We start from the raw sequence: 25,635 nt of genomic DNA, 5'->3' as shown, positions 1-25,635 counted from the left end.
CCGGTCCCGCCCGCCGTGGCGGTCAGTCGTGCCGGCGGCCGTCGCGGTCGGGCGTCTCGCGCAGGTCGATCAGCCCGGTGAAGAGCGCGCCGCGCTCGTCGGACTGCTGGTCGCCCGAGAACAGGTTGTCCGGCGCCGACTTCGTGCGGGTGCGCGGTGCGGGGGCGGTGCCCGCCTCCTCGTGCTGCATCTCCACGCGCTGGCGCGGCAGGGCGATCGGGTCGCTCTCGTGCAGCCAGCTCACCAGCCCCTCGCGGACGTAGCAGCGCAGGTCGAAGAGCGTCGGAGCGTCCTTCGCGGTGACGAGCACGCGGATGCGGACGTAGCCGCCGACCGCGTCGGTGACCTGCAGGACGCTGACCCGCTGGTCCCAGAGATCGGTCTCCTCGAGGATCCGGTGCAGCTCGGCCCGCATCTCGTCGGGTCGGACGCGCCAGTCCAGATCGAGCTCGACGGCGCCGAGCAGCTCGGAGCCGGTGCGGGTCCAGTTCTGGAAGGGCTGGGTGGTGAAGTAGTTGGTCGGGAGCACCAGGCGGCGGTCGTCCCAGAGGTGGACCACCACGTAGGTCAGGGTGATCTCCTCGATCCGGCCCCACTCGTTCTCGACGATGACCACGTCGTCCAGGCGGATCGCGTCGCTGAAGGCGAGCTGCATCCCCGCGAAGATGTTGGTCAGGCTCGACTGCGCGGCGAGACCGGCGACGATCGAGAGCACACCGGCCGAGGCCAGCAGGGACGCCCCGGCGGTCCGCGCCTCGGGGAAGGTCAGCAGCGAGGCGCCGATCGCGATCACGACGACGGCCGCGACGGCCACCCGCCGGATGATCGTCATCTGGGTGCGCAGGCGACGGGCCCGCCGGTTGTCGGCGGTGTCGGTGCGGTAGCGCTCGGCGCCCAGGTCCTCGAGGAAGACGAAGGTCGCACCGACCAGCCAGGCGGCGGCGCCGATCGTGGCGATCTGGAAGATCCGGTCGACGAGCCCCGGCCAGGTGTCACCGGAGACGGTCGCGGCGAGCGCGGCCCAGACGGCGATCGTGAGCAGCAGCACGCGGAACGGGATGCGCACCCGGCGGATCAGCAGCCGGGCCCACGTCTTGCGCTTGCCGATCGAGCGGATGATCAGCGCCACGACCGCGGTCACGACGACGGCGATCACGACGGCGATCAGCACGGCGAGGGCGATGGAGCCGACTTCTTGCAGGGCGTCTTCGGGCACGGCGGTCCTTTCGGGTGGGGGAAGGGGCGCGCACCATCGAGCGGATCGGACGAAGAGGGCAGCCTCCCACGGACACGGCGGGGAGCGCACGGGGCGACGCCGCACGTTGCGGGGATGCCCAGGCGGAGCGCGACGACGTCGGACGCTCCGGAAACGACGAAACGCCCGCCGGAGTGGCGGGCGTCTCGATGTGGTGCACCCCCTCGGACTTGAACCGAGAACCCACTGATTAAGAGTCAGTTGCTCTGCCGATTGAGCTAGAGGTGCGTGGCGACCGGCGAATCGTGCGTGCCGAACCGAGGGATCACATTACCAGCGCCCACCCCCGTTTCGTCAAATCGACACTCGCGCCATGCTGATCGAGTAGCCCGCGCAGCGGGCGTATCGAGATCCACCCTTCTGCACACGTGGGTCTCGATACGCGCTGCGCGCTACTCGACCAGCATGCAGTGCGCCCCTCCGGGGCCACTGACCAGCATGCAGTGCGCCCCTCCGGGGCTACTCGAGCAGCAGGGAGACGCGCGTCCACGCCGCGCTGGCACCAGGCCATCGGCGGGGGCGCTCAGTATCGTGGACGCGTGACCCTCGACGACGACCTCCGCCTCGCCCTCCGCCTCGCCGACGCCGCCGACGCGATCTCGCGCGAGCGCTTCCTCGCCCTCGACCTCGTCGTGGACACCAAGCCCGACAGCACGCCCGTCTCGGATGCGGACCGCGCCGTCGAGGAGGCGATCCGCGCGCTCCTCGCCGCCGAGCGCCCCGACGACGCGATCCTCGGCGAGGAGTTCGGCACCTCCGGCGAGGCCTCGCGCCAGTGGATCCTCGACCCGATCGACGGCACGGCGCACTTCGTCCGCGGCGTCCCGATCTGGGCCACCCTCATCGCGCTGGCGATCGACGGCGTCCCGGTGGTCGGCGTCGTCTCGGCCCCCGCCCTCGGCAAGCGCTGGTGGGCCTCCAGGGGCGCCGGCGCCTGGGTGGACGAGAGCCGCGCTCCCCTGGGCAGCCTCGACCTGCCGGACGGCCTGCGCGGCGTCCTGGTCGCCCCGGCCGCCGAGGAGCCGCGCCGGCTCCAGGTCTCCGGCGTCGCGTCCCTCGCCGACGCCACCTTCAGCTACAACAGCATCCAGCAGTGGGACGGCGCCGGCCGGCTCGAGCAGCTGCTGGAGCTCGCCCGCACGGTCTGGCGCGACCGGGCCTACGGCGACGCCTGGCCCTACATGCTGGTCGCCGAGGGCCTCATCGACGGCGCGGGCGAGTTCGATGTGAAGCCCTACGACCTCGCCGCCCTGGTGCCGATCGTCCAGGAGGCGGGCGGCCGCTTCACCTCCGCCGACGGCGAGGACGGCCCCTGGCACGGCAGCGCCGTCGCGACCAACGGCCTCCTGCACGACGAGGTCCTCGCGATCGCCGCCCGCCGATGAGCCGGCGCTCGGCGCTCCTCGCGGCGGCACTCCTCACCGCCGTGCTCCCGCTCGCGGCGTGCTCGTCCGTCGTCGGCTCCGACGATCCGGCGGCGGTCCGCGACGAGGGCGGCACGGTCACCACCGCGGGCGTCGTCGACGCCTTCTCGGTGGCGAAGGGCGACTGCCTCCGGGAGCCGGACGACGACCGCGTCGCCGACTTCGAGGCCGTCCCCTGCGCGGACAGCCACGACCTCGAGGTCTTCCACGTCTTCGCGCAGCCCGGCGACGACTACACCAGCCGCAACACCCTGCTGGCCCAGGCGGACGCCGGCTGCGAGCCCGAGTTCGGCGCGGTGATGAGCATCGCGTACGGCGACTCCGCCCTCGAGTACCGCAGCTTCGTCCCGTCCGAGGTCAGCTGGCGCCACGGCGACCGCGCCGTGCTCTGCGCCGTCTTCGACCCGGCGACCGGCGAGACCACGGGCAGCCTCTTCGGCGCCGCGCGCTGACGCTCAGCCCGGACGCCCGCCGTCCGGGTCAATCCCCTCCGCGCCTCGATTGACAGGTTCGCGGCGCACGCGCACTGTGGGAGGACGATCACACACGATCGGCGAACGGCTCGGGGGTGCCGCGAAGCGCTGCAGGAGTCGAAGATGCACGAGCACCCAGGAGACGTTCCGGAGAGCGCGGAGCCGGAGCGCTCGGCGACGGCGGAGCACGAGCTCCGGCCGGCGGACAGCCTCTTCACCCGGCTGCAGCGGCAGTGCGCGCTGCTCTCGGCGGCGGAGGCGCTGGCCGACTCGACCGAGGACTCCGTCCGGCGCTGGTCGCGGCTGATCCACGACTACGCGCTGACCTCGGACCGAGTCGTGTCGGTGCACGGCGGCGCGGAGGACGCCGTGCTGGGCTGGCTGAAGCCCCGCGGCGTCATCGCCCTCCTGGTCACGGAGGAGTGCGCGGACGACCACGCGGTCGAGCACCTGGCCGCCGCTCTCGCGGCGATGAACGCGGTGACGCTGACCGTCGACGACGAGCGCGCCGAGCGCCTCGCCCCGCTCACGCAGGCACTCGCGCGGATGCTCCCGAGCGGATTCGCCGAGCTGCCCCTCGATGCCCACGCGCACTACCCGGACGGCGCGATGGCGACGGTCGTCACGCCCGAGAACCTCTACCGCGCGTGGACGCCTCCCGCGACGCTCCAGGGGCCGGAGAACGGCGCGGAGCGCGACGACGACGAGCGCCTCGCGCTGCTGACCCTCTACGGCCGCGTCCGCCAGCTGGACGTGCGTCCGGAGTGACGGCCTGGAGCAGCAGCGGCTCGGAGCGGCAGCTCCACGTGTGCGACGACGACCGGTGGTGGAGATGGGGGGAATCGAACCCCCGTCCATCGCTGTGATTCTGCGCCTTCTACGGGTGTAGCCAGTGAGAGCGTTCTGCTCGGCCCCGACCGTTACCACTGGCGCATCGGTCGACGGGCCCAGCCCGAGTGCAAGTCCCGCGTCGCCCTCAGGCGTAACGACGCAGCAAGTCCTCTAGATGACGCCAGGATCCGGGGCGAGGACGCACCCACGGGCTGACGGACTATCTACTCTGGCTTAGGCAGCGAGAGCGAAGTCGGTGCGCTTCTGTTCGGCACCTGTGTTTTTCAGAGATCGTTAACGAGATAACCCTGAATCCTCGACCCGCTTCTCGCAGTTTCGCAGGCAATGTCGAAACCGATCATCCCCGCGAGCACTCACCGACACTGAGCCGTTGCTGACACTGGGCCGGGTGGAGTGGGTCGTCGTCGCACACTGTGGAGTTACAAGGAGACAGTCTACCTCGTCGCGCGGGCGGTCACCCGTCGACGACGCAGATCGAGCAGTCCGAGCACCAGTGCCAGTGCGATCAGCCCGAGGGTGACGAAGTAGCCGTTGCGGAAGGCGTCGTGGTACCGGTCGAGCCCCTCGGCCATCCCCGCCTCACTGGCGAGCGTGGCGAAGAAGATGGCCGAGGCGCAGGCCGTGCCGACCGCGGTGCCGACGCGCTGACCGAGCTGGCCGACCGAGCCCGCGACGCCGCCCTGCTCGGGCGAGATCTCGGCGAGCGTCAGCGTCTGGTTGGGCGACACGACGAAGCCGCCGCCCGCGCCGGCGACGAGCATCGCCGCGCCCATCCCGTAGGCGGCCGTCTCGGCCGGCAGCAGCTCGGCCGCCAGCAGCACCAGTGTGAAGCCGATGACGACGAGCACGATGCCCAGCACGACGAGGGCGCGACCGTAGCGCTGGACGAGCTTGCCGCCGTACCACGCGGTCACCGCCGAGGTCAGCGCGAACGGGATGCTGACCATGCCCGCGAACACCGGCGCGAGGCCGAGGCCCTGCTGGAGGAAGAGCGTCGTCAGCAGGAAGGTCGCCGGGATCGCCGCGAAGTAGGACGTCGCGACCAGGATCCCGTTGCGGTACGAGCTGGTGCGGAAGATCCGGAAGTCGATGACCGGGGTGCGGTCCTTCGCGGCGTAGTGCGCCTCCCACTTCACGAAGGCGTACGCGGCGACAGCCGCCAGCAGCAGCCAGAGCCAGCGGAACGGCGAGTCCGTCGAGGCGCCGGTGGTCAGCAGGAACGGCAGCATGAAGGCGAAGATCGTCACGCCCAGCAGCAGCAGGCCGACCGGGTCGAGCGAGGTGTCGCCCTGCGGTGTGCGCTGCACCTTCGGCAGCAGCTTCCAGGCGAAGACCAGCGCGGCGATGCCGAGCGGGATGTTCATCCAGAACAGCAGCCGCCAGCCGTCCTGCTCGCCGCCGATCGCGATCAGCAGTCCGCCCAGGGTCGGCCCGAACGCCGTGGAGAGGCCGATCACGGCGCCGAAGACGCCGAAGGCGCGGGCCCGTGCGGCCCCGGTGAACAGCTGCTGCACCAGGCCGAGCACCTGCGGCATCTGGATGCCGGCGGCGATGCCCTGGATGAAGCGGGCGATGACGAGCAGCTCGATCGTCGGCGCGACGGCGCAGAGCAGGCTGGCGAGGGTGAACGCGGTGAGACCGACGAGGAAGAGCAGGCGCCGCGACTTGATGTCGCCGAGCCGTCCGGACGGCACGAGCGAGAGACCGAAGGCGAGCGCGTAGCCGGCGACGATCAGCTGCAGCTGGCTCGGATCGGCCGAGAGCGACTTCTCGATCGAGGGCAGCCCGACGTTGACCTTCGACAGGTCGAGGATCGTGAAGGCGGCGACCGACACCGCGACCGCGAAGGCCCGCCAGCGCGTCCCCTCCTCCGCGGCAGTGGGTGGCGCGTCGGGAGCGTTGTCGGGAGAGGTCACGTCCTCCAGTCTCTCAGGACCGGAGCGCGCGCCTCCCCCGCTTGCGGGACATCGGCGCGGGCCGCCTACTCGCCCATGCGGCGGCGGGTGGACATCGCGCGGTCGGCCTCGCGGCGGTCCTGGCGCTCGCGGAGCACCTGGCGCTTGTCGTAGTCCTTCTTGCCCTTCGCGACCGCGAGCTCGACCTTGGCCTTGCCGTCGCTGAAGTAGAGCGAGAGCGGGATCAGCGTGTACCCGCCCTCCTTCACCTTGTTGTGGATCTTGAGGATCTGCGCCTTGTGCAGCAGCAGCTTGCGCTTGCGCCGCGGCGGGTGGTTGGTCCAGGTGCCCTGGGCCCACTCGTTGATGTGCACGGCGTCGAGCCACGCCTCACCGCCGTCGACGAAGGCGTAGCCGTCGACCAGTGACGCGCGGCCGTTGCGGAGCGACTTGACCTCGGTGCCGGAGAGCACGAGTCCCGCCTCGTAGGTGTCCTCGATGAGGTAGTCGTGGCGCGCCTTGCGGTTGGTCGCGACGACCTTCTGTCCCTGTTCCCTGGGCACGGCTGCTCCTTCGGTCCGAGAGCGATGATGGGCCGCCCCGATCGGGGCAGCCCACCAGTATACGGCCGCACGCGACCGAGTACGCCGGGCGGTCTAGACCCGCAGGTACCGCGCGATCGCCACGTTGGCCGAGATCGCCGCGAGGACGATCCCCACCACGATCAGGATCGGCACCACGATCAGCGCGTCGTCGACGCCCACGAACGACGTCAGCGGGATCCGGTACGCGAGGAACCCCTGCACGAAGAAGACCACGATCGCCACGACCGCGACCCCCGCGAGGATCGAGCCGAGCAGCGCCGCGAACACGCCCTCGAGGATGAAGGGGGTCTGGATGAACCGGTTCGAGGCACCCACGAGCCGCATGATGCCCAGCTCCCGTCTCCTCGAGAACGCCGACAATCGGATCGTCGTCGCGATCAGCAGCACCGCCGCCACGAGCATCAGCACCGCGATGCCGATGGCCGTGTAGCTGGCCGCGTTGAGGATCGAGAAGATCTGGTCGAGGTACTGCTTCTGATCCGTGACGCTCTCGACCCCCGAGACGCTGGACAGGCTCTCCACGAGCACGTCCGACTGCGTCGGGTCCTTCAGGTTGATCCAGAAGGTCTGGTTGAGCAGGTCGGGCGTGACGTACTCGGCGACCGGGTTCCCGGCGAACTGCTCCTGGAAGTTCGCGTAGGCCTGGTCGTGGTCCTCGAAGTAGGAGCGGTCGATGTAGGGGGCGAGCGTCGCGCCCGCGAGCTGCGACTCGACGGTGTCGATCTGCTCCTGCGTCGCGTCGGAGCCGCTGCAGTTCGAGCCGCCGGAGGTGGCGGTGCACATGTACACCGCGACCTGGGCCTTGTCGTACCAGAAGTTCTTCATCTGGCCGATCTGCATCTGCAGCAGGATCGCGGTGCCGACGAAGGTGAGCGAGATGAAGGTCACCAGGATCACCGAGACGACCATGGAGACGTTGCGCCGGAGGCCGCTCGAGACCTCCGACCAGATCAGTGCGTATCTCACTTGACGGGTCCTACATCCTGCTGGTCGTCCCCGGACTCGTCGCCCTCGCCGGCGTGGGCGCGCAGCCCCAGGCGGGCCGCGAGCGACTCCTCGGGGAGGGCCCCGGTGTCGGCGGGGAGGTAGATCGGGCCGGTCTGGCTCTGCAGCTCGACCACGCGCGGCGAGGCGGGCGCCTCGGTCGGGGCGGGCGGCGGCGGCGGGACGACCGGGTTCGACTGGGTGGTGGGACGCGCCGGAGCGACGTGGGTCTCGGGTGCGGCGGCCGAGCGGCGGCCCTCCGGGACGCGGGGCTGCGGCGCGGTCTGCTGCAGGCGCGGGCGCGCGAACGCGGCGCCGTGCTCGGGGAGCTCCGGCGCGGCGGCGGCGGGCGCCGGGGCGCGGCGCAGGTCGACCTCCGGGACCTCCGCGGGCGCGAGGGCGCTCTCGGTGATCACGGGGACGGCGATCGAGGACGTGGTGGTCGGGTGGTCGTCGGCCGCGACGACCACGACGCCGTCGTGCACGACGGTGATGCTCTCGGTCTGGCCGTAGCCGCCCCGGCTCTCGTCGCGGACGATGCTGCCGGCCGAGAGCTCGATGACGCGGCGCTTCATCTGGTCGACGATGCCGGCCTCGTGGGTGGCCATGATCACGGTCGTGCCGCCGGCGTTGATCCGCTCGAGCAGCGCCATGATGCCGGCGCTGGTCGTCGGGTCGAGGTTTCCGGTCGGCTCGTCGGCGAGGAGGACCGCGGGCTTGTTGACCACGGCGCGGGCGATGGCCACGCGCTGCTGCTCGCCGCCGGAGAGCTCGTGCGGCAGGCGCGCGGCCTTGCCGGCGAGGCCCACCATCTTGAGCGTGTCGGGGACCGCCTCCTGGATGTAGCCCTTCGACTTGCCGATCACCTGCAGGCTGAAGGCGACGTTGTCGAAGACCGACTTGTTCGGGAGGAGCCGGAAGTCCTGGAACACCACGCCCATGTTGCGGCGGAAGTAGGGGACCTTGCGGCTCGAGATCTTGCCCAGGTTCTGCCCGAGCACGTGGATCGAGCCGGAGGAGGGCCGCTCCTCCTTGAGGATCAGGCGGAGGCAGCTGGACTTGCCGGACCCGGAGGCGCCGACGAGGAAGACGAACTCGCCCCGGAGGATCTCGAGATCGATGGCGTTGAGGGCGGGTCTCGTGCCACCCCGATACTGCTTGGAGACGTTGTCGAAGCGAATCATGTCGGTACGAGGGTAAGCGACGATCCCGGAGAGTGACCCGTCCGGCCGCCCGGCGCGCCGAGCGGCCGGCCCTTCGGCGGACCCGACCTGGGAGTCAGACGCCTCGCGACTCCCCCGGCCGCCGCACCAGAGCGACGACGAGGGAGCCCGCGGAGACGGTCGCGCAGGCGAGAAGAGCGATCGCGAGAGCCGACGACGCCCTCTGCGCCTCGGGAGTCGGCATCGACGTCGCCGGCTCCGTCCCGACGCCGACGAGCGACAGCCCGACGAGGAGGCAGACCGCCGCCGCGGCCGCCGTCGTCGCGATCACGGGGGCTGCGCTCCCCCCGCGCTCGGCACCCCAGGCCCGTCCGAGCAGCGCGGCGGCTCCGAGCAGCAGCAGACCGGCGAGCGCCGACGCCACCGCGAAGCCGACCCGCCATCCCTCGTCCGGCACGGCGTCGAACGCACCGGTCCGGTTGCCGATGACGGACGCGACGACGAACGCGGCCGCCGCCGCACCGAGCGCAGCGAGCCCGAGGAGAACGAGCCCCACCGGGCGCTCGGCCGGAGTGCCCCCGGGGGTCTCCCCGCCGGTCCGCTCAGCGGCGGGCCGACGGGGAGGCGTGCTCACCGGCGATCGGCGGAGGTGGCGTCTCCCGGATCGCCGTCGACCGCCCCGGTCGGAACGACGCGAGCGGCGGCGTCGACGACGGCAGCGGCGTCCGCGACGGAACCGCCCGCGACGACGGCGCCCGTCTCCTCGGAGGGCAGCGCGACGTCGCCCGCCACGGTGAGGGACGCCCACTCGTCCTCGAGGACCAGCGCGAACAGCTCGGTGCCGTCGAACAGCGCGGCTCCGTCGACTCGGAGCCCGGCGCCGGTGACCGCTCCCGCAGAGGCACCCCCGACGACGTCCGCTGCTCGGGCGGGAGCGAGCGGGTTCGCGGGGGTCTCTCCGAGTCGCAGCGCGATGTCGTCCCCGAGGGCGTCGGAGAGCGACGTCTCGGAGGACAGCGGGAGGCCGGCGATCGGCTGGTCCGCCTGTGCCGGAGCGGCTGCCGCGAGGGCGAGCACGGCGCCGGCCCCGGCAGCGATCAGGAGAGAAGTCTTCGACATGGTTCCACCTTTCTTGAGAGAGTCTCGGATCGAGACGTTCTCAGGGTAGAACCGGTCGACGCTCAGGCTCTTCCGGGTTCGCGGAACGTCGGCTCCGCCTCGCGCCCGTGCTCCAGTGGGGTTCCCGGGCGCAGGGGGCCGGCCCGGCTCGCGCCGTGCCGCCGCCGGTCAGGCGGACTTGCGCCAGCGGATGCCCGCGGCGATGAAGCCGTCGAGGTCGCCGTCGAAGACGTGCGAGGGGTTGCCGACCTCGTGGTCGGTGCGGAGGTCCTTGACCATCTGGTACGGCGCGAGGACGTAGCTGCGCATCTGGTCGCCCCAGCTCGCCGTGATGTTGCCGGCCAGCTCCTTCTTGGTCGCGGCCTCCTGCTCCTTCTGCAGCAGCAGCAGGCGCGACTGCAGCACGCGCATGGCGGCCGCGCGGTTCTGGATCTGGCTCTTCTCGTTCTGCATCGAGACGACCAGGCCGGTGGGGAGGTGGGTCAGGCGCACCGCGGAGTCGGTCGTGTTGACCGACTGGCCGCCGGGGCCGGAGGAGCGGAAGACGTCGACGCGGATGTCGTTGTCCGGGATCTCGATCGCGCCGGCCTCCTCCATCAGCGGGATGACCTCGACCGCGGCGAAGGACGTCTGGCGCTTGCCCGCGGCGCCGAAGGGGCTCATCCGCACGAGACGGTGGGTGCCGGCCTCGACGGAGAGGGTGCCGAAGGCGTAGGGCGCGTCGATCTGGAAGGTGGCGGACTTGATGCCGGCCTCCTCCGCGTAGCTCGCGTCCATCACGGTCGCGGGGTACTTGTGCTTCTCGGCCCAGCGGAGGTACATCCGCATCAGCATCTCGGCGAAGTCGGAGGCGTCGACGCCGCCGGCTCCCGCGCGGATGGTGATGACGGCGGGGCGGTCGTCGTACTCGCCGTCGAGGAGGGTCTGCACCTCGAGCTCGCCCATGGTCTTCTGCAGGGCGTCGAGCTCGGCGATCGCCTCCTGCTCGGACTCCGCGTCGTCGGCCTCGTTGGCCATCTCGACCAGGACCTCGAGGTCGTCCAGGCGGCGCTCGATCGCGGTGATCCGGGCGAGCTCGGACTGGCGGTGGCTCAGCGCACTGGTCACCTTCTGCGCGTTGTCGGTGTCGTCCCAGAGGTCGGGGACGCCCGCCTGCTCGTTCAGCTCCTCGATCTTCGAGCGGAGCTCGGCGACGTCGATGACGGCGAGGATGTCGGAGAAGGTGGAGCGGAGAGCAGTGATCTGCTCGGTGAAGTCGTTGTCCAGCATGGTGGCTCCAGACTACCGGGGGCGCCGGGGGTCGCCGCGGGCGGCCGCCCGGGCGGCGCTTAGGATGGGGCTGGTGAGCAGCACCGCCGAGCGCCCCTTCCCCGTCGGGCCCCTCCTGCTCTCCACCTTCCTGCCGACGCTGCTCTTCTCGGTCGGCGAGGGCGCGATCATCCCCCTCCTCCCCGCCGTCGCCGGCGACCTCGGGGCGACGCTGGCGATCGCCGGCCTCGTCGCGGGCATGATCATGATCGGCGAGCTCGCGGGCGACATCCCGAGCGGCTGGATCGTCTCGCGGATCGGCGAGCGCGGTGCGATGCTCGGCGCCTCGGCCGCCTCGATCCTCGGCCTGGCGATCTGCCTCGTCTCCACCTCGTGGGTGACTCTGACCGTGGGCGTCTTCCTGATCGGCCTCGCGACAGCGGTCTTCGCGCTCGCCCGGCACGCCTTCATGACCTCGTTCGTCCCGATCAGCCACCGGGCGCGGGCGCTGTCCTCGCTCGCGGGGGTGTTCCGCGCGGGCTGGCTGATCGGCCCGTTCCTCGCGGCGGGGGTCGTGCACCTCAGCGGCTCGGTCGAGTCGATCTTCTGGGTGCACATCGCCTGCTGCGTGGCCGCGGTCGTCGTGCTGCTGCTCGTGCCGGACCCGGCGACGGTGCTGCGCCGCGCGGCGGCCGCCTCCGCCGCCGCCGACCCCGCGCTCGACTCCGCTGCCGAAGCCGCGGCCGCGGCCGTGCCGGAGTCCTCCCCCGGCCTGGTCCGCACCCTCCGCACGCACCGCGGCGTGCTCGCGCGGATGGGCTCCGGTGCCGCCGTGATCGGCGCCCTGCGCGCGAGCCGGACGCTGATCCTCCCGCTCTGGGCGGTCAGCCTCGGCCTCGCCGAGACCGACACCGCGATCATCATCGGCATCGCCGGGGCCCTCGACTTCGCCCTCTTCTACGCGGGCGGGCAGGTGATGGACCGCTTCGGCCGCGGGGCCACGGCGATCCCGTCGATGATCGGCCTCGGGGTCGGGCACCTGCTGCTCGTGGCGACGCTCCTCGCCGCCGACCCGGTGCCCTGGTTCATCGCGGTGGCCTGCGTCCTCGCGGTGGCGAACGGGATCGGCTCGGGCATCCTGATGACGATCGCCGCGGATCTCGCGCCGCCGAAGGATCCCGCGCCCTTCCTCGGCGCGTTCCGCTTCACCGGCGACGCGGGCAATGCGGCGGCGCCGATCGCGGTGTCCGCGCTGACCGCGGCGGTCTCGCTGCCGTTCGCTGCGGGGGCGATGGGCGTGCTCGGGCTGGCCGGTGCCGCCGCGCTCTCGCGCTGGATCCCGCGGTACCTGCCGCACCGGCGCCCGCGCACCTGACCCGCAGCGCACCTGGCGGCCAGGCGGTCTCCGCGCAGGCCCCTGCTCGCGCTCCCCTCCTACACTGGAGCGCGCACGCGGGAGTGGTGGAATGGCAGACACGCAGGATTTAGGTTCCTGTGCCGAGAGGCATGTGGGTTCGAGTCCCACCTTCCGCACCAGGGGTGACCGGAGCGACCGGCGTGGCACGCCACCTTCGGGGGCCGCCCCGGCCGTCTTCCCGGTTTCGCCGGTACAGTGAGCGCGGTCGAGCCGCCGCAGACCGAGGATCGGCTGCGGCGTCGGCCGGCCGCACGGCACTGATCGACTGGAGAACCGTTGAACCACGCCGCCCTGATCCCCTGGCTGGACCCGGAGACGATCCTCACCTCCTTCGGTCCGTGGGGCGTGCTGGTCGTCTGCCTGATCGTCTTCGCCGAGACCGGCCTGCTGATCGGCTTCCTCTTCCCCGGCGACACCCTGCTGATCATCACGGGTTTGCTCGCTCACGAGAACGCCTCCAACGGCGGGCTGGGCGTCCCGATCTGGCTGATCTGCCTCGCGGTCGGCTTCTCGGCGTTCCTCGGCGGCGAGGTCGGCTACCTGATCGGGCACAAGGCCGGCCCGCGCATCTTCGAGCGCAAGGAGTCGGGCCTCTTCAGCGTCGAGAACGTCAAGCGCACCAACGCCTTCTTCGAGCGCTTCGGCGGCCTCGCCGTGATCCTCGCGCGATTCGTGCCGATCGTCCGCACCTTCGCGCCGATCGCCGCCGGTGTCGCCCACATGAACTACCGCAAGTACAGCCTGTACAACGCCATCGGCGCCCTGATCTGGGGCAGCGGCGTGACGCTGATCGGCTGGCTGCTCGCCTTCATCCCGCCCGTCGCCGACTTCGTCTCGCACTACATCGACGTGATCCTGATCGGCGCCGTGGCCCTCGCGATCATCCCGACCGCGTTCCACTTCTTCCAGCAGCGCCGCAAGGCCAGGCTCGCCGCCGACAAGGACACCGACGCGTCGGAGGCGAGCGCCCTCGTCCTCGACCCCACCGCCGTCGACGACGAGCGCCGCAAGCACTGACCCGCAGCGAGCACGGCCCCTCCCGCGAGATGCCACTTGTGCACGCGACACGCCGTGTCGAGCGTGCACAAGTGGCATCTCGCGGTCGGGAGGCTGCGCCCCCGATCAGGAGAGGGTGGTCGCCAGGGCGGTCAGCTCGGTTCGGAGGGCGGTGAAGGCCCGGGCGCGGTGGCTGCGGGCGTTCTTCTCGGCGGGGGCGATCTCGGCGGCCGAGAGGGCCGAGTGAGCGGGGACGAAGACCGGGTCGTAGCCGTGGCCGTTGGTGCCGCGCGGGCCCGTGGCGATCGCGCCGTCCCAGCGGCCCTCGACCACGATCTCGCGGCCGCCGGGCAGGACCGACTCGGGGACGACCAGCGCGATCGTGCAGACGAAATGCGCTCCGCGGTGCTCCGGCTTCACGTCGGCCAGCTGCGCGAGCAGCAGCTCGTAGTTGGCGACCGCATCGTGCGCGCGGCCGGACCAGCGTGCCGAGAAGATACCCGGCGAGCCGCCGAGCACGTCGACGCAGAGGCCGGAGTCGTCGGCGAGCGAGACGAGGCCGGTGTGCGCCGCCGCGGCCCGCGCCTTGATCAGCGCGTTCTCGGTGAAGGTGACGCCGTCCTCGACCGGCTCCGGCCCGTCGTAGGCGCGGACGCCGACGCCCGGCAGCGCGCCGGCCAGCATCGCCCGGAACTCCTCGACCTTGCCCGCGTTGTGGGTGGCGAGGACGAGGTCGAGGCTCACGCGTCCTGCCCCGCGGCGAGCGCCTCGGTCTGGAAGCGGGCCAGGTCGGCCGCGCCGCCGACCGCGAGGTCGAGCAGCGCGTCGAGCTCGCGGCGGTCGAAGGGGGCGCCCTCGGCGGTGCCCTGCACCTCGACGAAGAGGCCGCGGCCGGTGACGACGACGTTCATGTCGGTCTCCGCGCGCACGTCCTCGACGTACGCGAGGTCGAGCATCGGGACGCCGTCGATGATGCCGACGGAGACCGCCGACAGGCTGTCGATCAGCGGCTGGGCCTTCTGGCCGACGTACTTCTTGCCGCGGGCCCACTCGATCGCGTCGACCATCGCCACGTACGCGCCGGTGATCGCCGCGGTGCGGGTGCCGCCGTCCGCCTGGAGGACGTCGCAGTCGATCACGATCGTGTTCTCGCCGAGCGCCTTCGTGTCGACGACCGCGCGGAGGCTCCGGCCGATCAGCCGGGAGATCTCGTGGGTGCGCCCGCCGACCTTGCCCTTGACGGCCTCGCGGTCCATCCGGGAGTTGGTGGCGCGGGGCAGCATCGCGTACTCCGCGGTGACCCAGCCCTTGCCCTTGCCCTGCAGCCAGCGCGGGACGCCGTTGGTGAAGGACGCGGTGCAGAGCACCTTGGTGTTCCCGTAGGAGATCAGCGCGGAGCCCTCGGCCTGGGTGCTCCAGCCGCGCTCGATGGTGATCGCACGCAGCTCGTCGGGCGCGCGGCCGTCCTTGCGCTTGACGGTCGGCTGGGCGGTGGCGGGCTGGGCGGCGGTGCTGTCGGTCACTCGGGTCTCCCTGGAGTCGTGCGGCGCGCGGCCCGGTCGAGCTCGCGCAGGTTGATCGTGCCGGTCTCGACGAGGTCGACGCTCGAGACCTCGGGGCCGAGGAAGCGCCGGGCGAGGCGGACGAAGTCGCTCGAGCCGGTCTCCTCCCAGCGGTAGGTCGGCGGGGCGGCGGCGGTGCGCTGCAGGCCGTGCGCCACCAGCGTGCGGTAGACGTCGAGGGCGGTCTCCTCGGCGCTCGAGACCAGCCGGACGTCGGGCCCCATCACGTAGGCGATGGCGCCGCGCAGCAGCGGGTAGTGCGTGCAGCCGAGCACGAGGGTGTCGACGCCCGCCTGCTTCATCGGCGCGAGGTACTCCTCGGCGAGCGCCAGCAGCTCGTCGCTCCAGGTGACGCCGGCCTCGACGAACTCGACGAAGCGCGGGCAGGCGGCGGTGACCAGCTCGAGGTCCGGTGCGGCGACGAAGGCGTCGTCGTAGGCGCGCGAGCGGATCGTCCCGACGGTGCCGATCACGCCGACGCGGCGGTTGCGGGTGTCGCGGACGGCGCTGCGGACGGCCGGCTGGATGACCTCGATCACCGGGATGCCGCGGCCGGTCGTGTAGCGCTCGCGCGCGTCCCGCATCATCGCGGCCGAGGCCGTGTTGCAGGCGATCACCAGCAGCTTCGCGCCCTGGTCGACCAGCGTGTCGAGGGTGTCCAGGGCGTAGGCGCGGACGTCGGCGAGGGGCTTGGGCCCGTAGGGCGAGTGCGCGGTGTCGCCGAGGTAGACGATCGACTCGTTCTGCAGCTGGTCGATCACGGCGCGGGCGACGGTGAGTCCGCCGACGCCGGAGTCGAAGATGCCGAGGGGTGCGTCCGTCACGGAGGAAGAGCCTACCCGCGCCCGGGGAGGGTGCCCCGTGCAGGGAACGGTGCATGGAACACTGGTCGGATGGACGCGACGGCCTTCCTCACCGACCGCTACGAGCTGACGATGGTCGAGGGCGCTCTCGGCAGCGGCACCGCCGACCGGCGCTGCATGTTCGAGGTGTTCGCCCGCAGCCTCCCGCCGGGGCGCCGCTACGGGATCCTCGCCGGCACCGGCCGCCTGCTCGAGCTGATCTCGCGCTTCCGCTTCGGCGACGCCGAGCTCGACTGGCTGCGGGAGAACCGCGTCGTCGACGCGCGCACCCTGGACTGGCTGGCCGACTACCGCTTCCAGGGCGACATGTGGGGCTACCGCGAGGGCGAGGTCTACCTCCCCGGCTCCCCCGTGCTGATCGTCGAGGCGCCCTTCGCCGAGGGCGTGCTGCTCGAGACGCTGGTGCTGAGCGTGCTCAACCACGACAGCGCCGTGGCGAGCGCCGCGGCCCGGATGGTCTCGGCCGCCGACGGCCGGCCGCTGGCCGAGATGGGCTCGCGCCGGGCCGGCGAGCGCTCGGCCGTCGCCGCCGCGCGTGCCGCCCACATCGCCGGCTTCGGGGCGACCTCGAACCTCGAGGCGGGTCGCAGCTGGGGCGTGCCGACGATGGGCACCTCCGCGCACGCGTTCACTCTGCTGCACGACTCCGAGGAGGACGCCTTCCGCGCGCAGGTCGCCGCGCTCGGACCGGGCACGACCCTCCTCGTCGACACCTACGACGTCACCGCCGCGGTGGACCTCGCGGTCCGCGTCGCGGGCACCTCGCTCGGAGCCGTGCGGATCGACTCGGGCGACCTCCCCCAGCAGGTCGCCGCGGTCCGCGCCCAGCTGGACGAGCTCGGCGCCACCGGCACGAAGATCACCGTCACCAACGACCTGGACGAGTACGGCATCGCGGCGCTCGCCGCCTCCCCCGTCGACTCCTACGGCGTGGGCACCTCGGTCGCGACCGGCTCCGGCCACCCCACCGCGGGCATGGTCTACAAGCTCGTCGCGCACGAGGACGACGCGGGCGAGTGGGTCTCCGTCGCCAAGAAGTCGGCGGCCAAGGCCTCCATCGGCGGACGCAAGTCCGCAGGGCGGCGTCTGACCGAGGACGGCGTCGCCGTCGAGGAGGTCGTGCACGTGGGAGCCGGGCCCGAGGGCGCGGTCGGCGAGGACGAGCGCGCGCTGCTGGTGCCGCTGATCGAGGACGGCCGGATCCGCGAGGAGTACCTCGGTGCGACGGGTGTCGTCGCTGCGCGCGAGCACCGGGCGAACGCCGTGCTCGAGCTGCCGCAGGACGCGCTGCGTCTCGGCCGCGGCGACCCGGTGATCCCGACCCGCTACGCCTGAGCGGACCGGTCCCTGAGCGGAACGGTCCCAGAACGGGACCAGCCCGGCTCCCGAGGGGGCCGGGCTGCGCGCCCTACTTCATCCGGGCGTAGATCTCCTTGCAGGAGGGGCAGACCGGGAACTTCTCCGGGTCGCGGCCCGGCAGCCACTTCTTGCCGCAGAGGGCGCGGACGGGCTTGCCGGTCATCGCGCTCTCGAGGATCTTGTCCTTCGGGACGTAGTGGGAGAAGCGCTCGTGGTCGCCCGGCTCGATCGTCTCCTGGTTGAGGAGCTCCTCGAGTTCGCGGTCGAGGGTGGCGGTTCCTCCGCCTCCCTCGAGGGGGTCGGTGCTGCTGTTCTCGAAACGGGACGTCATGGCTCCGATCCTACGCTCGGAGCGCGGGAGGGGGCGGGGCCCGCTGAGGCTCAGTAGCGGCTGGTGAACGAGACCAGCTCGGCCGCGCGGCGGTCGAACAGGAAGCCGCCGAGCAGCACGCCCAGGGCGAAGACGCCGACCGCGCTGCCGAGGCCCGCGAGGATCGCCTGGTCCCGGTCGCCCTCGAAGAACAGGGTCTGCACCGCCAGCACGACGGCCGGCGCCGAGAGCAGCAGCCCGAGGCCGAACGCGAGCGCCTGCGAGCCGGCCCCGCTCGCTCCCGGCGCCTGCGGCTGGACGAAGGCGCTGTCGCCGGGACGCGGCGCCGGGTAGGCGAGCCGCGCGGAGAGAGCGCTCGCGACCCCCGCGGGCACCAGGAGCAGCGCGGCGTTCACCGCGAGCAGGACCGGCAGCGCACCGTCGAGGCCGGAGGTGGCGCTGCTGACGAGCGAGCCGAGCACGACGACCGGCAGGCCGAGCAGCAGCGTCGGGAAGGCGCGGCCGAGGCGGTCCGACCAGCCGCGCACCCCGGCGGCGGCGTGCAGCCAGAAGGCCGAGCCGTCGTAGGCGACGTCGTTGTGCAGGAACCAGCCGAGGAAGAGCGCGACGAGCGGGACGGGCAGCAGCGAGAGCAGCGGGAACGGCACGCCCACCAGGGCCAGGAGCACCACGGCGAGCACCGGGAGCAGCGGGACCGCGACGAGCGACGCCTGGTAGCGGGGGTCCCGGAGCCAGTAGGTCGTGCTGCGCGCGGCGATGGCACCGGTGCGGCTGCCGCCGAGGACGTCGAACCAGCCCAGGCGGAGCCCGCGCGGCGGCCGGGAGGTGCGCTCGGGGCGGACGGTCAGCGCGCGGACGACCAGCCACCAGAGCGCCCCGGCGACGACGAGGGTGAGCAGAGCGGTCAGCAGCGGGCCGGCGACCGCCCCGGAGGCCGCGCTCGGCGCGATCGCCCAGGCGGCGCCGAAGGGGGTCGGCGCGAGGACGGCGGCGAGCCGCTCCAGCGCCTCAGAGCCCTCGCCGCCCCAGTCGAGTCCGGTGGTGAGCACGAGCGCGACCGGCGCGGTGAGCAGGAGGACGAGGCCGAGCACCGCGAGCAGCTCCCGCGCGGTGCGGGAGGGCACCAGCGCCGACGAGGCGGCGAGGCCGATCCTGGCCAGCAGCGCCGCGGTCAGCACGCCGAGCAGCGGGCCGAGCACAGCGAGGAGTCCGGCGCCCGGGAAGAGCCGGATCGACGCCGCACCCAGCACGACGAGCGCGAGCACGGGGAGGGAGACGAGCCCGGCCAGCGCGAGAGCGGCCGCGAGCCGGCCGCTCGGGATGCCGAAGAGCCGGAAGGCCCGCGGGTCCATCGGATCCTTCGGCCCGAGCAGGAACGGGAGCACCAGGAAGCCGAGCGTCAGGACCGCTCCCCCGGCGACGACGGCGTCGTCCGCGAGCCAGGAACCGGGGTCGAGCGTGCCGAGACCGGCCAGGAGCGCCGCGGTCGCCACGACGACGACGAGCACTCCGAGCAGGGCACCGCCCGTGTGCCGTGCGCCCGAGCGGAAGGCGCCGAGCAGGACGTCGAGCCTCAGCCGGAGAAGTCGTGCAGCCACTGCAGCCCCTCGGCGATCTGCTTGCCGCCCGCGAGCTCGAGGAAGCGCTCCTCGAGCGTCGCGGTGCCGGCGACCTCCTCGACGGATCCGGCGGCGAGGACCTTGCCGCCCACGATCACGGCGACGTCGTCGCAGACGCGCTCGATGAAGTCGAGGCCGTGGCTGGAGAGGACGACGGTGCCGCCGCCCGCGACGAAGCGGCGCAGGACGGTGATCACGGCCGCGGAGGAGACCGGGTCGACCGACTCGAACGGCTCGTCGAGCACCAGGACGCGCGGCGCGTGGATCATGGCGCCGGCCAGCGCGACCTTCTTGGCCATGCCGGCCGAGTAGTCGGAGATCAGGCGCTCGAGCGCGTCGGTCAGGCCGAGCGCCTCCGCGAGCTCGACCGTGCGCTGCTTGGCGGTCTTCCGGTCGATCCCGCGCAGCGCGGCGGAGTAGTAGAGGAACTGCGCGCCGGTGAGGCGGTCGAACAGGCGCAGGCGGTCGGGCAGGACGCCGATCAGCGGCTTCGCGGCGCGCGGGTCCTTCCAGACGTCGACGCCGTGCACGAGCACGCGGCCGGTGTCGGGGCGGAGGAGGCCGGTCATCATCGACAGGGTCGTGGTCTTGCCCGCGCCGTTCGGGCCGATGATCCCGTAGAAGGTGCCGGCGCGGACGGCGAGGTCGATGCGGTCGACCGCCACCGTGCGCCCGAAGGTGCGGGTGAGGGCGTGCAGCTCGAAGACGACGGGGTGCTCGGGGTCGGCGGGCTGGGCGTTCTCGGGCTGCGGCGAGGGGTCGGTCGTCCGCGCGGGTTCGGCCGTCCGCGCGGGAGCGGCCGGATCCGCGGTCTCGGTCGCGAACGATTCTGCGGGAGTCGGCGACTCGGCGGGCGGAGCGCCGTCGCGCTCGGATTCCTCGGCGTTCGTCGCGGACGTCATCCGGCTACGGTACCAAGTCGCTCCGGACGGGGACGGGGCGCGCCGGGCCCTGTGGAGAGGAGCCTGGGATCCGTCTCGCCGACACGGCTCCTGGCAACCCCTGGCCTTCGAAGGCGTGCACAGTACACTAAGTGGCGACCCAGGAAGCGATCAGGTCGCTGCACGCCGGTTAAGGATCGCTACGCGGCGGTGAACACACCGTTCCGCCGCGATCGACGCGAGGAGAACACATGACGAGCAAGCCCTTCCCGACCGCCCCCGCCGGCGGCTCCACCGGTGCGCCCGCCTCCGTCGTCATCCTCGCCGCAGGCATGGGCAGCCGGCTCGGCCGCTCCCTGCCGAAGCCGCTGACGCCGCTGAGCGACGGCCGCACGATCATGCAGCAGCAGTTCGACAACATCCACCACGCCTTCGGCACGAAGGTGCCGGTGAGCATCGTCGTCGGCTACAAGCTCGAGCACATCATCGAGGCGTTCCCCTCGGCGACGTTCGTCTACAACGAGCAGTACGACCAGACCAACACTTCGAAGAGCCTCCTCCGCGCGCTGCAGGCCTCCGGCCAGGGCGGCGTGCTCTGGATGAACGGCGACGTCGTCTTCGACCCGCGCATCCTCGACCGCACCGCGGACCTCATCGCGAAGGACGTCTCCTTCGTCACCGTCAACACCGCGAAGGTGTCCGACGAGGAGGTCAAGTACACGACCAGCGCCGAGGGCTACATCGACGAGCTGTCCAAGACCGTCAAGCGCGGTCTCGGCGAGGCCGTCGGGATCAACTACGTCTCGGCCGCGGACAAGCCGGCGCTCATCCGCCAGCTGGCCCGGGTCGACGCCCAGGACTACTTCGAGCGTGGAATAGAGTTGGCGATCGAGCAGGACAGACTGCTCGTCGAGCCGATGGACATCTCCGACCTCTACGCCGTCGAGGTGGACTTCGCCGAGGATCTCGAGCGGGCGAACCTCTTCGTCTGAGGCTCGCGTCTCGTCCGGCTCGATCCGAGCCGGTCGAGAGGAGTCGCCTGCCGTGACCAGCCCCGCACGCGTCGACGCCGGTGCGACCGCCCTGCGTCCGCACCGCTCGCGGGCCTGGCGCTACCGGCACTCGCTCTGGCTGCTGACCAAGCGCGACCTCACGGTCCGGTACGCCACCAGCGCGCTCGGCTACGTGTGGTCGGTGCTCGACCCGCTGGTCATGTCGGGCATCTACTACTTCGTCTTCACCGTCGTCTTCCAGCGCACCGTCGGCGAGGACCCGTACATCGTCTTCCTGCTCGCGGGTCTGCTGCCGTGGATGTGGTTCAACCAGGCGACCTCCGACGCGACGCGGGCTTTCCTCCGCGAGGCGAAGCTCGTGCGCTCGACGTCGATCCCGCGCACCATCTGGGTCGGCCGGATCGTGCTGTCCAAGGGCATCGAGTTCGTGGCGAGTCTGCCGGTGCTCGTGCTCTTCGCGGTCGTCGCGGGAGCGGGAGTGACGCCGGCGATCCTGCTCTTCCCGCTCGCGATCCTGCTGCAGGGCGTGCTCACGCTCGGCGTCGGCCTGCTGGTCGCTCCGCTCGTGGTGTTCTTCCGCGACCTCGAGCGCGCGATCAAGCTGGTGCTGCGCTTCCTCTTCTACGCCTCGCCGATCATCTACTCGACGGCGAACCTGCCCGATGCGATCCGGCCGTGGGCCGCGCTGAACCCCCTCAGCGGGATCTTCGCGCTCTACCGCTCCACCTTCTTCGCGAGCGAGCTCGACCTGCCGCTCATCCTCACCTCCGTGCTGATCTCGTTCCTCGTGCTCGGTCTCGGCCTGATCGTCTTCCGCCGCTCCGAGCGCGCGGTGCTGAAGGAGCTGTGAGCGTGTCCTCCGCTGACGAGCGCCCCGGCGGCGAGGCCCCCGTCGTGATCGAGTGCCGGGGACTCGGGATCCGGTTCCGGCGGAACCGCCGCGGCCGTCGCTCCTTCAAGGACCTCTTCTCCCGCGGGACGCGACGCTCGCGACCCGGCGAGTTCTGGGCCCTGCGCGGCCTCGACGTCCGGGTGCACGCGGGCGAGGCGATCGGCGTCGTCGGCCGGAACGGCCAGGGCAAGTCGACGCTGCTGAAGCTCGTCGCCGGGGTCGTGCTGCCGGACGAGGGCGTGGTCGAGGTGCGCGGCGGCGTCGCCCCGCTGATCGAGATCACCGGCGGCTTCGTCGCCGACCTCAGCGTCCGCGAGAACGTCTACCTGACCGCCGGGCTGCACGGCATGTCCAAGCGCGAGGTCGACGACCGGTTCGACTCGATCATCGAGTTCGCCGAGATCGGCGACTTCCTGGACACCCCGTACAAGCACCTCTCCAGCGGGATGAAGGTGCGGATCGCGTTCTCGGTGGTGTCGCGGCTCGAGGAGCCGATCATCCTGGTCGACGAGGTGCTCGCGGTGGGCGACAAGGCGTTCCGCGAGAAGTGCTACGCCCGGATCGAGGAGCTGCTCGCGGCCGGCCGGACGCTCTTCTTCGTCTCGCACAACGAGCGCGACCTCCGCCGCTTCTGCACCCGCGGGCTCTACCTGGACAAGGGCGCGCTGGTCCTCGACGCACCGATCGATCAGGTTCTCGCCCGGTATTCTGAGGACTACGCGCCGAAAGCGCAGCCCGCCGCGGAGTGACCGGCAGTCCGAGCCGCACGGCCCGGTGCTCGTCGTGACAGCGCGACGCGCGGGACCTCACGACGCAGGAGTGCAGACATGTCCTCGAAGAAGGACCGCAAGGACCGCGACGAGCTCGAGCAGGCCGGCACCGCCGACGTCGAGAACGCGCAGCTGGCCCGGATCCTGGACCGCGTCCTCGCCGTCCAGCGGCCCGCGGTCCTCGCGAACATCCGGGCGCTGCGGCGCCGCCGGCCGAACGCGACTCCCGAGCAGCTGATCACCTCGCTCGAGCGCCAGTACCTCTCCAGCGTCGCTGCCGGCGGCGCGGCCATCGGAGCGACCGCGGTCGTCCCCGGGATCGGCACCGCCGCATCCGTCGCGCTCTCCGGCGCCGGGGCGATCGGCTTCCTCGAGGCGAGCGCCCTCTTCGCGCAGTCGGTCACCGAGGTGCACGGCATCCGCCTCGAGGACCCGGACCGCGCCCGCGCCCTCGTGCTCACGCTGATGATGGGCTCCTCCGGCAGCGAGCTGGTGCGCCAGGTCGCCGGGCACGCGACCGGCACCAGCACCGGGATGAACCAGTACTGGGGCTCGGTGGTGACCAAGGGGCTGCCGTCGTTCCTCGTGGGCGAGCTGGCCGACCGGGCGAAGAAGTCGTTCGCCAAGCACTTCCTCGCGCAGCAGGGCGCCGGGCTGGTCGGGCGGGCGATGCCGTTCGGGATCGGTGCCGCGCTGGGCGGCGTCGGCAACGCGATGCTCGGCCGCAAGGTCGTGCAGAGCGCGCGGGACGCGTTCGGTCCGGCCCCGCGCGAGTTCGGGAACGTCTTCGTGCTCCCGCCGACGAAGGCGGAGCGGAAGGCGCTCGCGGCCGGTGCCGAGCCGCTCGAGCTGCACGTCCGCGACTACGGCGGCTCCGGCGAGAAGATCGCCCTGCTGCTGCACGGCCTCGGCACGGACTCGCGCGTCTGGTACGCCCTGGTGCCGACGCTGCACGAGCACGGCTACCGCGTCGTCGCGCCCGACTTCGCCGGGCACGGCGGCTCGCCGAAGTCGCCCGCCTACTCCGTCGGCCACTGGGCGGAGGACGTGCGCGCCTCGGTCCTGCAGTCGCCCGACCTGGTGATCGGCCACGGCCTCGGCGCCGTCGTCGCCGCGCGGCTCGCCCCGGAGTACTGCGCCGAGCGGCTGATCCTGCTCGACCCCGCCTTCTCCGACGCGAAGGGGCTCGGCAGCGCCTTGCGCCGCGGCGGCTCGATCGCGCACGTCGAGAAGGGCGACGCCGACGACCTGCGCCACCGCCACCCGATCTGGACCGACGAGCAGATCGAGCTCGACGTCTCGGCGCACGCGCTCTGGGACCCGGAGTCCGCGGCCGGACTGACGGCGCGCGGAGCGGCCGACGCGCCCGAGTCGTTCCCCGTCCCGACGCTCGCCGTGCTGCCGGAGGACCCGCTGGGCCACTCCTCGCTCGGTGATGTGCTCGCCGACCACGGCGCGGAGGTCCGCACGATCCCCGGCGCGGGCGCCTCGATCCTCCGCGAGGACCGCGCGGCCCTCATCGCGGCCCTCGCCGACCGCCTCTAGCCCCGGCCACTGCGGAATCGAAACGCCAGGGCGATCCGGTTCCCCGGGTCTCGATACGCCGCTGCGCGGCTACTCGACCAGCATGAGAGGGCCGCCGACCGTTCAGCAGGTCGTCGAGCAGGTGCAGCATCCGCAGCCGGCGTAGCAGCAGGCGCAGGAAGCGCAGCAGCCGCGGCAGCCGAAGTCGCCGTCGCGTTCGCAGCAGCCGGAGGCGTGGCAGCCGCCACAGCATGCTGATCGAGTAGCGCCCGCAGGGCGCGTATCGAGATCCACCCACCGGACGACCTCGGCCGCGCAGTTGAGGCCGAACCGTTCTCCGGCCTCTCAACCCTCCTCGGGACGGGACCGGGACCCGTCGAGCGGAGTCGCGAGGACGATCCGCACCAGCGGGCCGCCGTCGCGGTCCTCACCGGCGATGCGGAGCCCGATCTTCTCGGCGACGCGCTGGGAGGCGCTGTTCTCGGGATGGATGATCGCCACGAGGCGTTCCGCGAGGCCGCACCGTCGAGCCAGCTCGAGACACGCGGTCGCGGCCTCCGTGGCGTAGCCCCGCCCCTGCAGGGAGGAGCGGACGTGGTAGCCGACCTCCAGCTCGGGGACGCCGTTGACGCTCTGCCAGGTCAGGCCGCAGTCCCCCACGAACTCGCGGTCCGTGGTCTCGATGACCCACAGCCCGAAGCCGTCGCGCTCGTAGTTGCGCCGGTTCCAGGCGATCCAGTCGGCGGCCTCAGCGCGGGTCTTCGAGGCCGGGTAGTAGCGCATCACTTCCGCGTCGCCGAGCAATCCGGCCAGGAGATCGACGTCCGCCGCGGTCATTTCGCGGAACCGGAGTCGTGCGGTGTCGAACGGCAGCATCAACGCCACGCTTCCGGCACGGCACGCTCCCGCAGGTCTCGATACGCCGCCGCCTGCGGCTGATCCGCTCTGCGCCCAGAGGGATCGGAGGGCCGGACCGGGTGGGGGAAGTGACCTGGAAGGACACTGTCCGACGACCGTTCAGTCGTGTCCACCCGGCCCGGTGAAGTCATCCGACCGGATCGCGAGATCCGGAAGGAGACACGACATGGTAACCATCGCCGAGCGGTTCTGACCAGGGGGCGCGGGGACCGGCACGGAGAGCAGCTGCATCACGTCGAGTCCTCGATCTCACCGGTCGAGTCCGATAGCAGAGCGCGGAGCCGCCGCATCCATGCTGATCGAGTAGCCCGCGCAGCGGGCGTATCGGTGATTGCCTTGGTGTGTCGCGGGGTTCTGACTCGTCTGCGTATCTGACTCCTGGCAGGGCTGTCTGGATCTCGAACTGTCGAACCCCGCGACACCGTAAGCATCCGGTCGGCTGGTCATGACTTGATAGAAGCCTGACCGTCCT

At 71.9% G+C, this 25,635-nt stretch carries 25 protein-coding genes, 2 tRNA genes and 1 other RNA gene; 11 read left to right on the top strand and 17 right to left on the bottom strand.

The genetic code is table 11. The features are described from left to right. Window positions 1–22: 22 nt before the first annotated feature. Window positions 23–1,216: a mechanosensitive ion channel family protein gene (locus tag EDF45_RS17050; RefSeq protein WP_123737278.1), complete on the bottom strand. Its 1,194-nt coding sequence runs from the start codon at window positions 1,214–1,216 to the stop codon at window positions 23–25. Window positions 1,217–1,407: 191 nt separating this feature from the next. After that, window positions 1,408–1,483, bottom strand: a tRNA-Lys gene (locus tag EDF45_RS17045). Between the two features lie 311 nt (window positions 1,484–1,794). Between EDF45_RS17045 and EDF45_RS17040 the strand changes: the two genes are divergently transcribed. The 3 genes from EDF45_RS17040 (at window position 1,795) to EDF45_RS17030 (ending at window position 3,920) form a co-directional block, all read left to right on the top strand. Then, window positions 1,795–2,640, top strand: coding sequence for an inositol monophosphatase family protein (locus EDF45_RS17040; RefSeq protein ID WP_123447993.1), 846 nt, complete (start codon window positions 1,795–1,797; stop codon window positions 2,638–2,640). Continuing rightward, a complete protein-coding gene (locus EDF45_RS17035) occupies window positions 2,637–3,131 on the top strand; it encodes a septum formation family protein (RefSeq protein ID WP_123737279.1) in 495 nt (164 codons plus the stop codon). The genes EDF45_RS17040 and EDF45_RS17035 overlap by 4 nt, the downstream gene beginning before the upstream one ends. A gap of 144 nt (window positions 3,132–3,275) precedes the next feature. Beyond that, window positions 3,276–3,920, top strand: a complete 645-nt coding sequence (locus tag EDF45_RS17030) for a hypothetical protein (protein WP_123737280.1) — start codon at window positions 3,276–3,278, stop codon at window positions 3,918–3,920. 56 nt (window positions 3,921–3,976) lie between these two features. Here EDF45_RS17030 and ssrA read toward each other — a convergent pair. The 8 genes from ssrA to prfB all read right to left on the bottom strand — a co-directional run bounded on the left by ssrA (window position 3,977) and on the right by prfB (window position 11,039). Then, window positions 3,977–4,349, bottom strand: a transfer-messenger RNA (tmRNA) gene (gene ssrA / locus EDF45_RS17025). Window positions 4,350–4,438: 89 nt separating this feature from the next. Next, the gene (locus tag EDF45_RS17020) at window positions 4,439–5,920 is read right to left on the bottom strand and encodes an MFS transporter (protein ID WP_260312269.1); all 1,482 of its coding nucleotides are present in this window, start codon (window positions 5,918–5,920) and stop codon (window positions 4,439–4,441) included. A 65-nt stretch (window positions 5,921–5,985) separates the two neighbouring features. Then, entirely contained in the window at window positions 5,986–6,462 is a 477-nt protein-coding gene (gene smpB / locus EDF45_RS17015; protein WP_123447996.1) for an SsrA-binding protein SmpB, read from the bottom strand. Window positions 6,463–6,555: 93 nt separating this feature from the next. Further along, entirely contained in the window at window positions 6,556–7,470 is a 915-nt protein-coding gene (gene ftsX / locus EDF45_RS17010; protein ID WP_123737281.1) for a permease-like cell division protein FtsX, read from the bottom strand. Then, entirely contained in the window at window positions 7,467–8,672 is a 1,206-nt protein-coding gene (gene ftsE, locus EDF45_RS17005) for a cell division ATP-binding protein FtsE (protein ID WP_123737282.1), read from the bottom strand. Before ftsE ends, ftsX begins: the two co-directional genes overlap by 4 nt. A 94-nt stretch (window positions 8,673–8,766) precedes the next feature. Further along, window positions 8,767–9,207, bottom strand: coding sequence for a hypothetical protein (locus EDF45_RS17000; protein WP_123737283.1), 441 nt, complete (start codon window positions 9,205–9,207; stop codon window positions 8,767–8,769). A gap of 74 nt (window positions 9,208–9,281) precedes the next feature. Next, entirely contained in the window at window positions 9,282–9,770 is a 489-nt protein-coding gene (locus tag EDF45_RS16995; protein WP_123737284.1) for a hypothetical protein, read from the bottom strand. Between the two features lie 168 nt (window positions 9,771–9,938). Further along, the gene (prfB, locus tag EDF45_RS16990) at window positions 9,939–11,039 is read right to left on the bottom strand and encodes a peptide chain release factor 2 (protein ID WP_123737285.1); all 1,101 of its coding nucleotides are present in this window, start codon (window positions 11,037–11,039) and stop codon (window positions 9,939–9,941) included. 73 nt (window positions 11,040–11,112) lie between these two features. Here prfB and EDF45_RS16985 point away from each other — a divergent pair, with 73 nt between their 5' ends. The 3 genes from EDF45_RS16985 (at window position 11,113) to EDF45_RS16975 (ending at window position 13,452) form a co-directional block, all read left to right on the top strand. Next, window positions 11,113–12,393, top strand: a complete 1,281-nt coding sequence (locus EDF45_RS16985) for an MFS transporter (protein WP_260312270.1) — start codon at window positions 11,113–11,115, stop codon at window positions 12,391–12,393. A 77-nt stretch (window positions 12,394–12,470) separates the two neighbouring features. Beyond that, window positions 12,471–12,554: transfer RNA gene (locus EDF45_RS16980), tRNA-Leu, on the top strand. A gap of 157 nt (window positions 12,555–12,711) precedes the next feature. Beyond that, window positions 12,712–13,452, top strand: a complete 741-nt coding sequence (locus EDF45_RS16975) for a DedA family protein (RefSeq protein WP_123737287.1) — start codon at window positions 12,712–12,714, stop codon at window positions 13,450–13,452. A gap of 105 nt (window positions 13,453–13,557) precedes the next feature. Here the strand turns inward: EDF45_RS16975 and rdgB are convergent, their stop codons facing one another. The 3 genes from rdgB to murI are packed head-to-tail and all read right to left on the bottom strand — an operon-like array spanning window position 13,558 to window position 15,817. Further along, the gene (gene rdgB, locus EDF45_RS16970) at window positions 13,558–14,175 is read right to left on the bottom strand and encodes an RdgB/HAM1 family non-canonical purine NTP pyrophosphatase (protein ID WP_123737288.1); all 618 of its coding nucleotides are present in this window, start codon (window positions 14,173–14,175) and stop codon (window positions 13,558–13,560) included. Then, the gene (gene rph, locus EDF45_RS16965) at window positions 14,172–14,954 is read right to left on the bottom strand and encodes a ribonuclease PH (RefSeq protein ID WP_123737289.1); all 783 of its coding nucleotides are present in this window, start codon (window positions 14,952–14,954) and stop codon (window positions 14,172–14,174) included. The genes rdgB and rph overlap by 4 nt, the downstream gene beginning before the upstream one ends. Continuing rightward, window positions 14,951–15,817, bottom strand: a complete 867-nt coding sequence (gene murI, locus EDF45_RS16960) for a glutamate racemase (protein ID WP_123737290.1) — start codon at window positions 15,815–15,817, stop codon at window positions 14,951–14,953. Before murI ends, rph begins: the two co-directional genes overlap by 4 nt. Before the next feature lie 69 nt (window positions 15,818–15,886). Here murI and EDF45_RS16955 point away from each other — a divergent pair, with 69 nt between their 5' ends. Then, complete coding sequence (locus EDF45_RS16955; protein WP_123737291.1) at window positions 15,887–17,191, top strand: nicotinate phosphoribosyltransferase; 1,305 nt, start codon at window positions 15,887–15,889, stop codon at window positions 17,189–17,191. A 73-nt stretch (window positions 17,192–17,264) separates the two neighbouring features. Here the strand turns inward: EDF45_RS16955 and EDF45_RS16950 are convergent, their stop codons facing one another. The 3 genes from EDF45_RS16950 to EDF45_RS16940 are packed head-to-tail and all read right to left on the bottom strand — an operon-like array spanning window position 17,265 to window position 20,067. Next, the gene (locus EDF45_RS16950; protein ID WP_123448008.1) at window positions 17,265–17,546 is read right to left on the bottom strand and encodes a DUF3039 domain-containing protein; all 282 of its coding nucleotides are present in this window, start codon (window positions 17,544–17,546) and stop codon (window positions 17,265–17,267) included. A 50-nt stretch (window positions 17,547–17,596) separates the two neighbouring features. Beyond that, window positions 17,597–19,144 carry an ABC transporter permease gene (locus tag EDF45_RS16945; RefSeq protein ID WP_123737292.1) on the bottom strand — a complete coding sequence of 516 codons (1,548 nt, stop codon included), beginning with the start codon at window positions 19,142–19,144 and terminating at the stop codon, window positions 17,597–17,599. Beyond that, window positions 19,120–20,067 carry an ABC transporter ATP-binding protein gene (locus EDF45_RS16940; RefSeq protein WP_123737293.1) on the bottom strand — a complete coding sequence of 316 codons (948 nt, stop codon included), beginning with the start codon at window positions 20,065–20,067 and terminating at the stop codon, window positions 19,120–19,122. Before EDF45_RS16940 ends, EDF45_RS16945 begins: the two co-directional genes overlap by 25 nt. Before the next feature lie 230 nt (window positions 20,068–20,297). Here EDF45_RS16940 and EDF45_RS16935 point away from each other — a divergent pair, with 230 nt between their 5' ends. From EDF45_RS16935 to EDF45_RS16920, 4 genes are all read left to right on the top strand, one after another. After that, window positions 20,298–21,038 (top strand): NTP transferase domain-containing protein, encoded by a 741-nt coding sequence (locus tag EDF45_RS16935; protein WP_123448011.1) that lies wholly within the window; start codon window positions 20,298–20,300, stop codon window positions 21,036–21,038. Window positions 21,039–21,090: 52 nt separating this feature from the next. Next, window positions 21,091–21,909 (top strand): ABC transporter permease, encoded by an 819-nt coding sequence (locus EDF45_RS16930; protein ID WP_397460059.1) that lies wholly within the window; start codon window positions 21,091–21,093, stop codon window positions 21,907–21,909. Between the two features lie 2 nt (window positions 21,910–21,911). Then, window positions 21,912–22,700 (top strand): ABC transporter ATP-binding protein, encoded by a 789-nt coding sequence (locus EDF45_RS16925; RefSeq protein ID WP_374204768.1) that lies wholly within the window; start codon window positions 21,912–21,914, stop codon window positions 22,698–22,700. 78 nt (window positions 22,701–22,778) lie between these two features. Then, window positions 22,779–24,266 carry an alpha/beta fold hydrolase gene (locus tag EDF45_RS16920; RefSeq protein WP_123737294.1) on the top strand — a complete coding sequence of 496 codons (1,488 nt, stop codon included), beginning with the start codon at window positions 22,779–22,781 and terminating at the stop codon, window positions 24,264–24,266. A 324-nt stretch (window positions 24,267–24,590) separates the two neighbouring features. Here the strand turns inward: EDF45_RS16920 and EDF45_RS16915 are convergent, their stop codons facing one another. Continuing rightward, entirely contained in the window at window positions 24,591–25,121 is a 531-nt protein-coding gene (locus tag EDF45_RS16915) for a GNAT family N-acetyltransferase (RefSeq protein ID WP_123737295.1), read from the bottom strand. Window positions 25,122–25,635 lie beyond the last annotated feature (514 nt).

This window comes from Rathayibacter sp. PhB186 (assembly GCF_003751825.1).
GTDB lineage: Bacteria > Actinomycetota > Actinomycetes > Actinomycetales > Microbacteriaceae > Rathayibacter > Rathayibacter festucae.
This window is presented reverse-complemented; position numbering and strand designations above follow the sequence as displayed.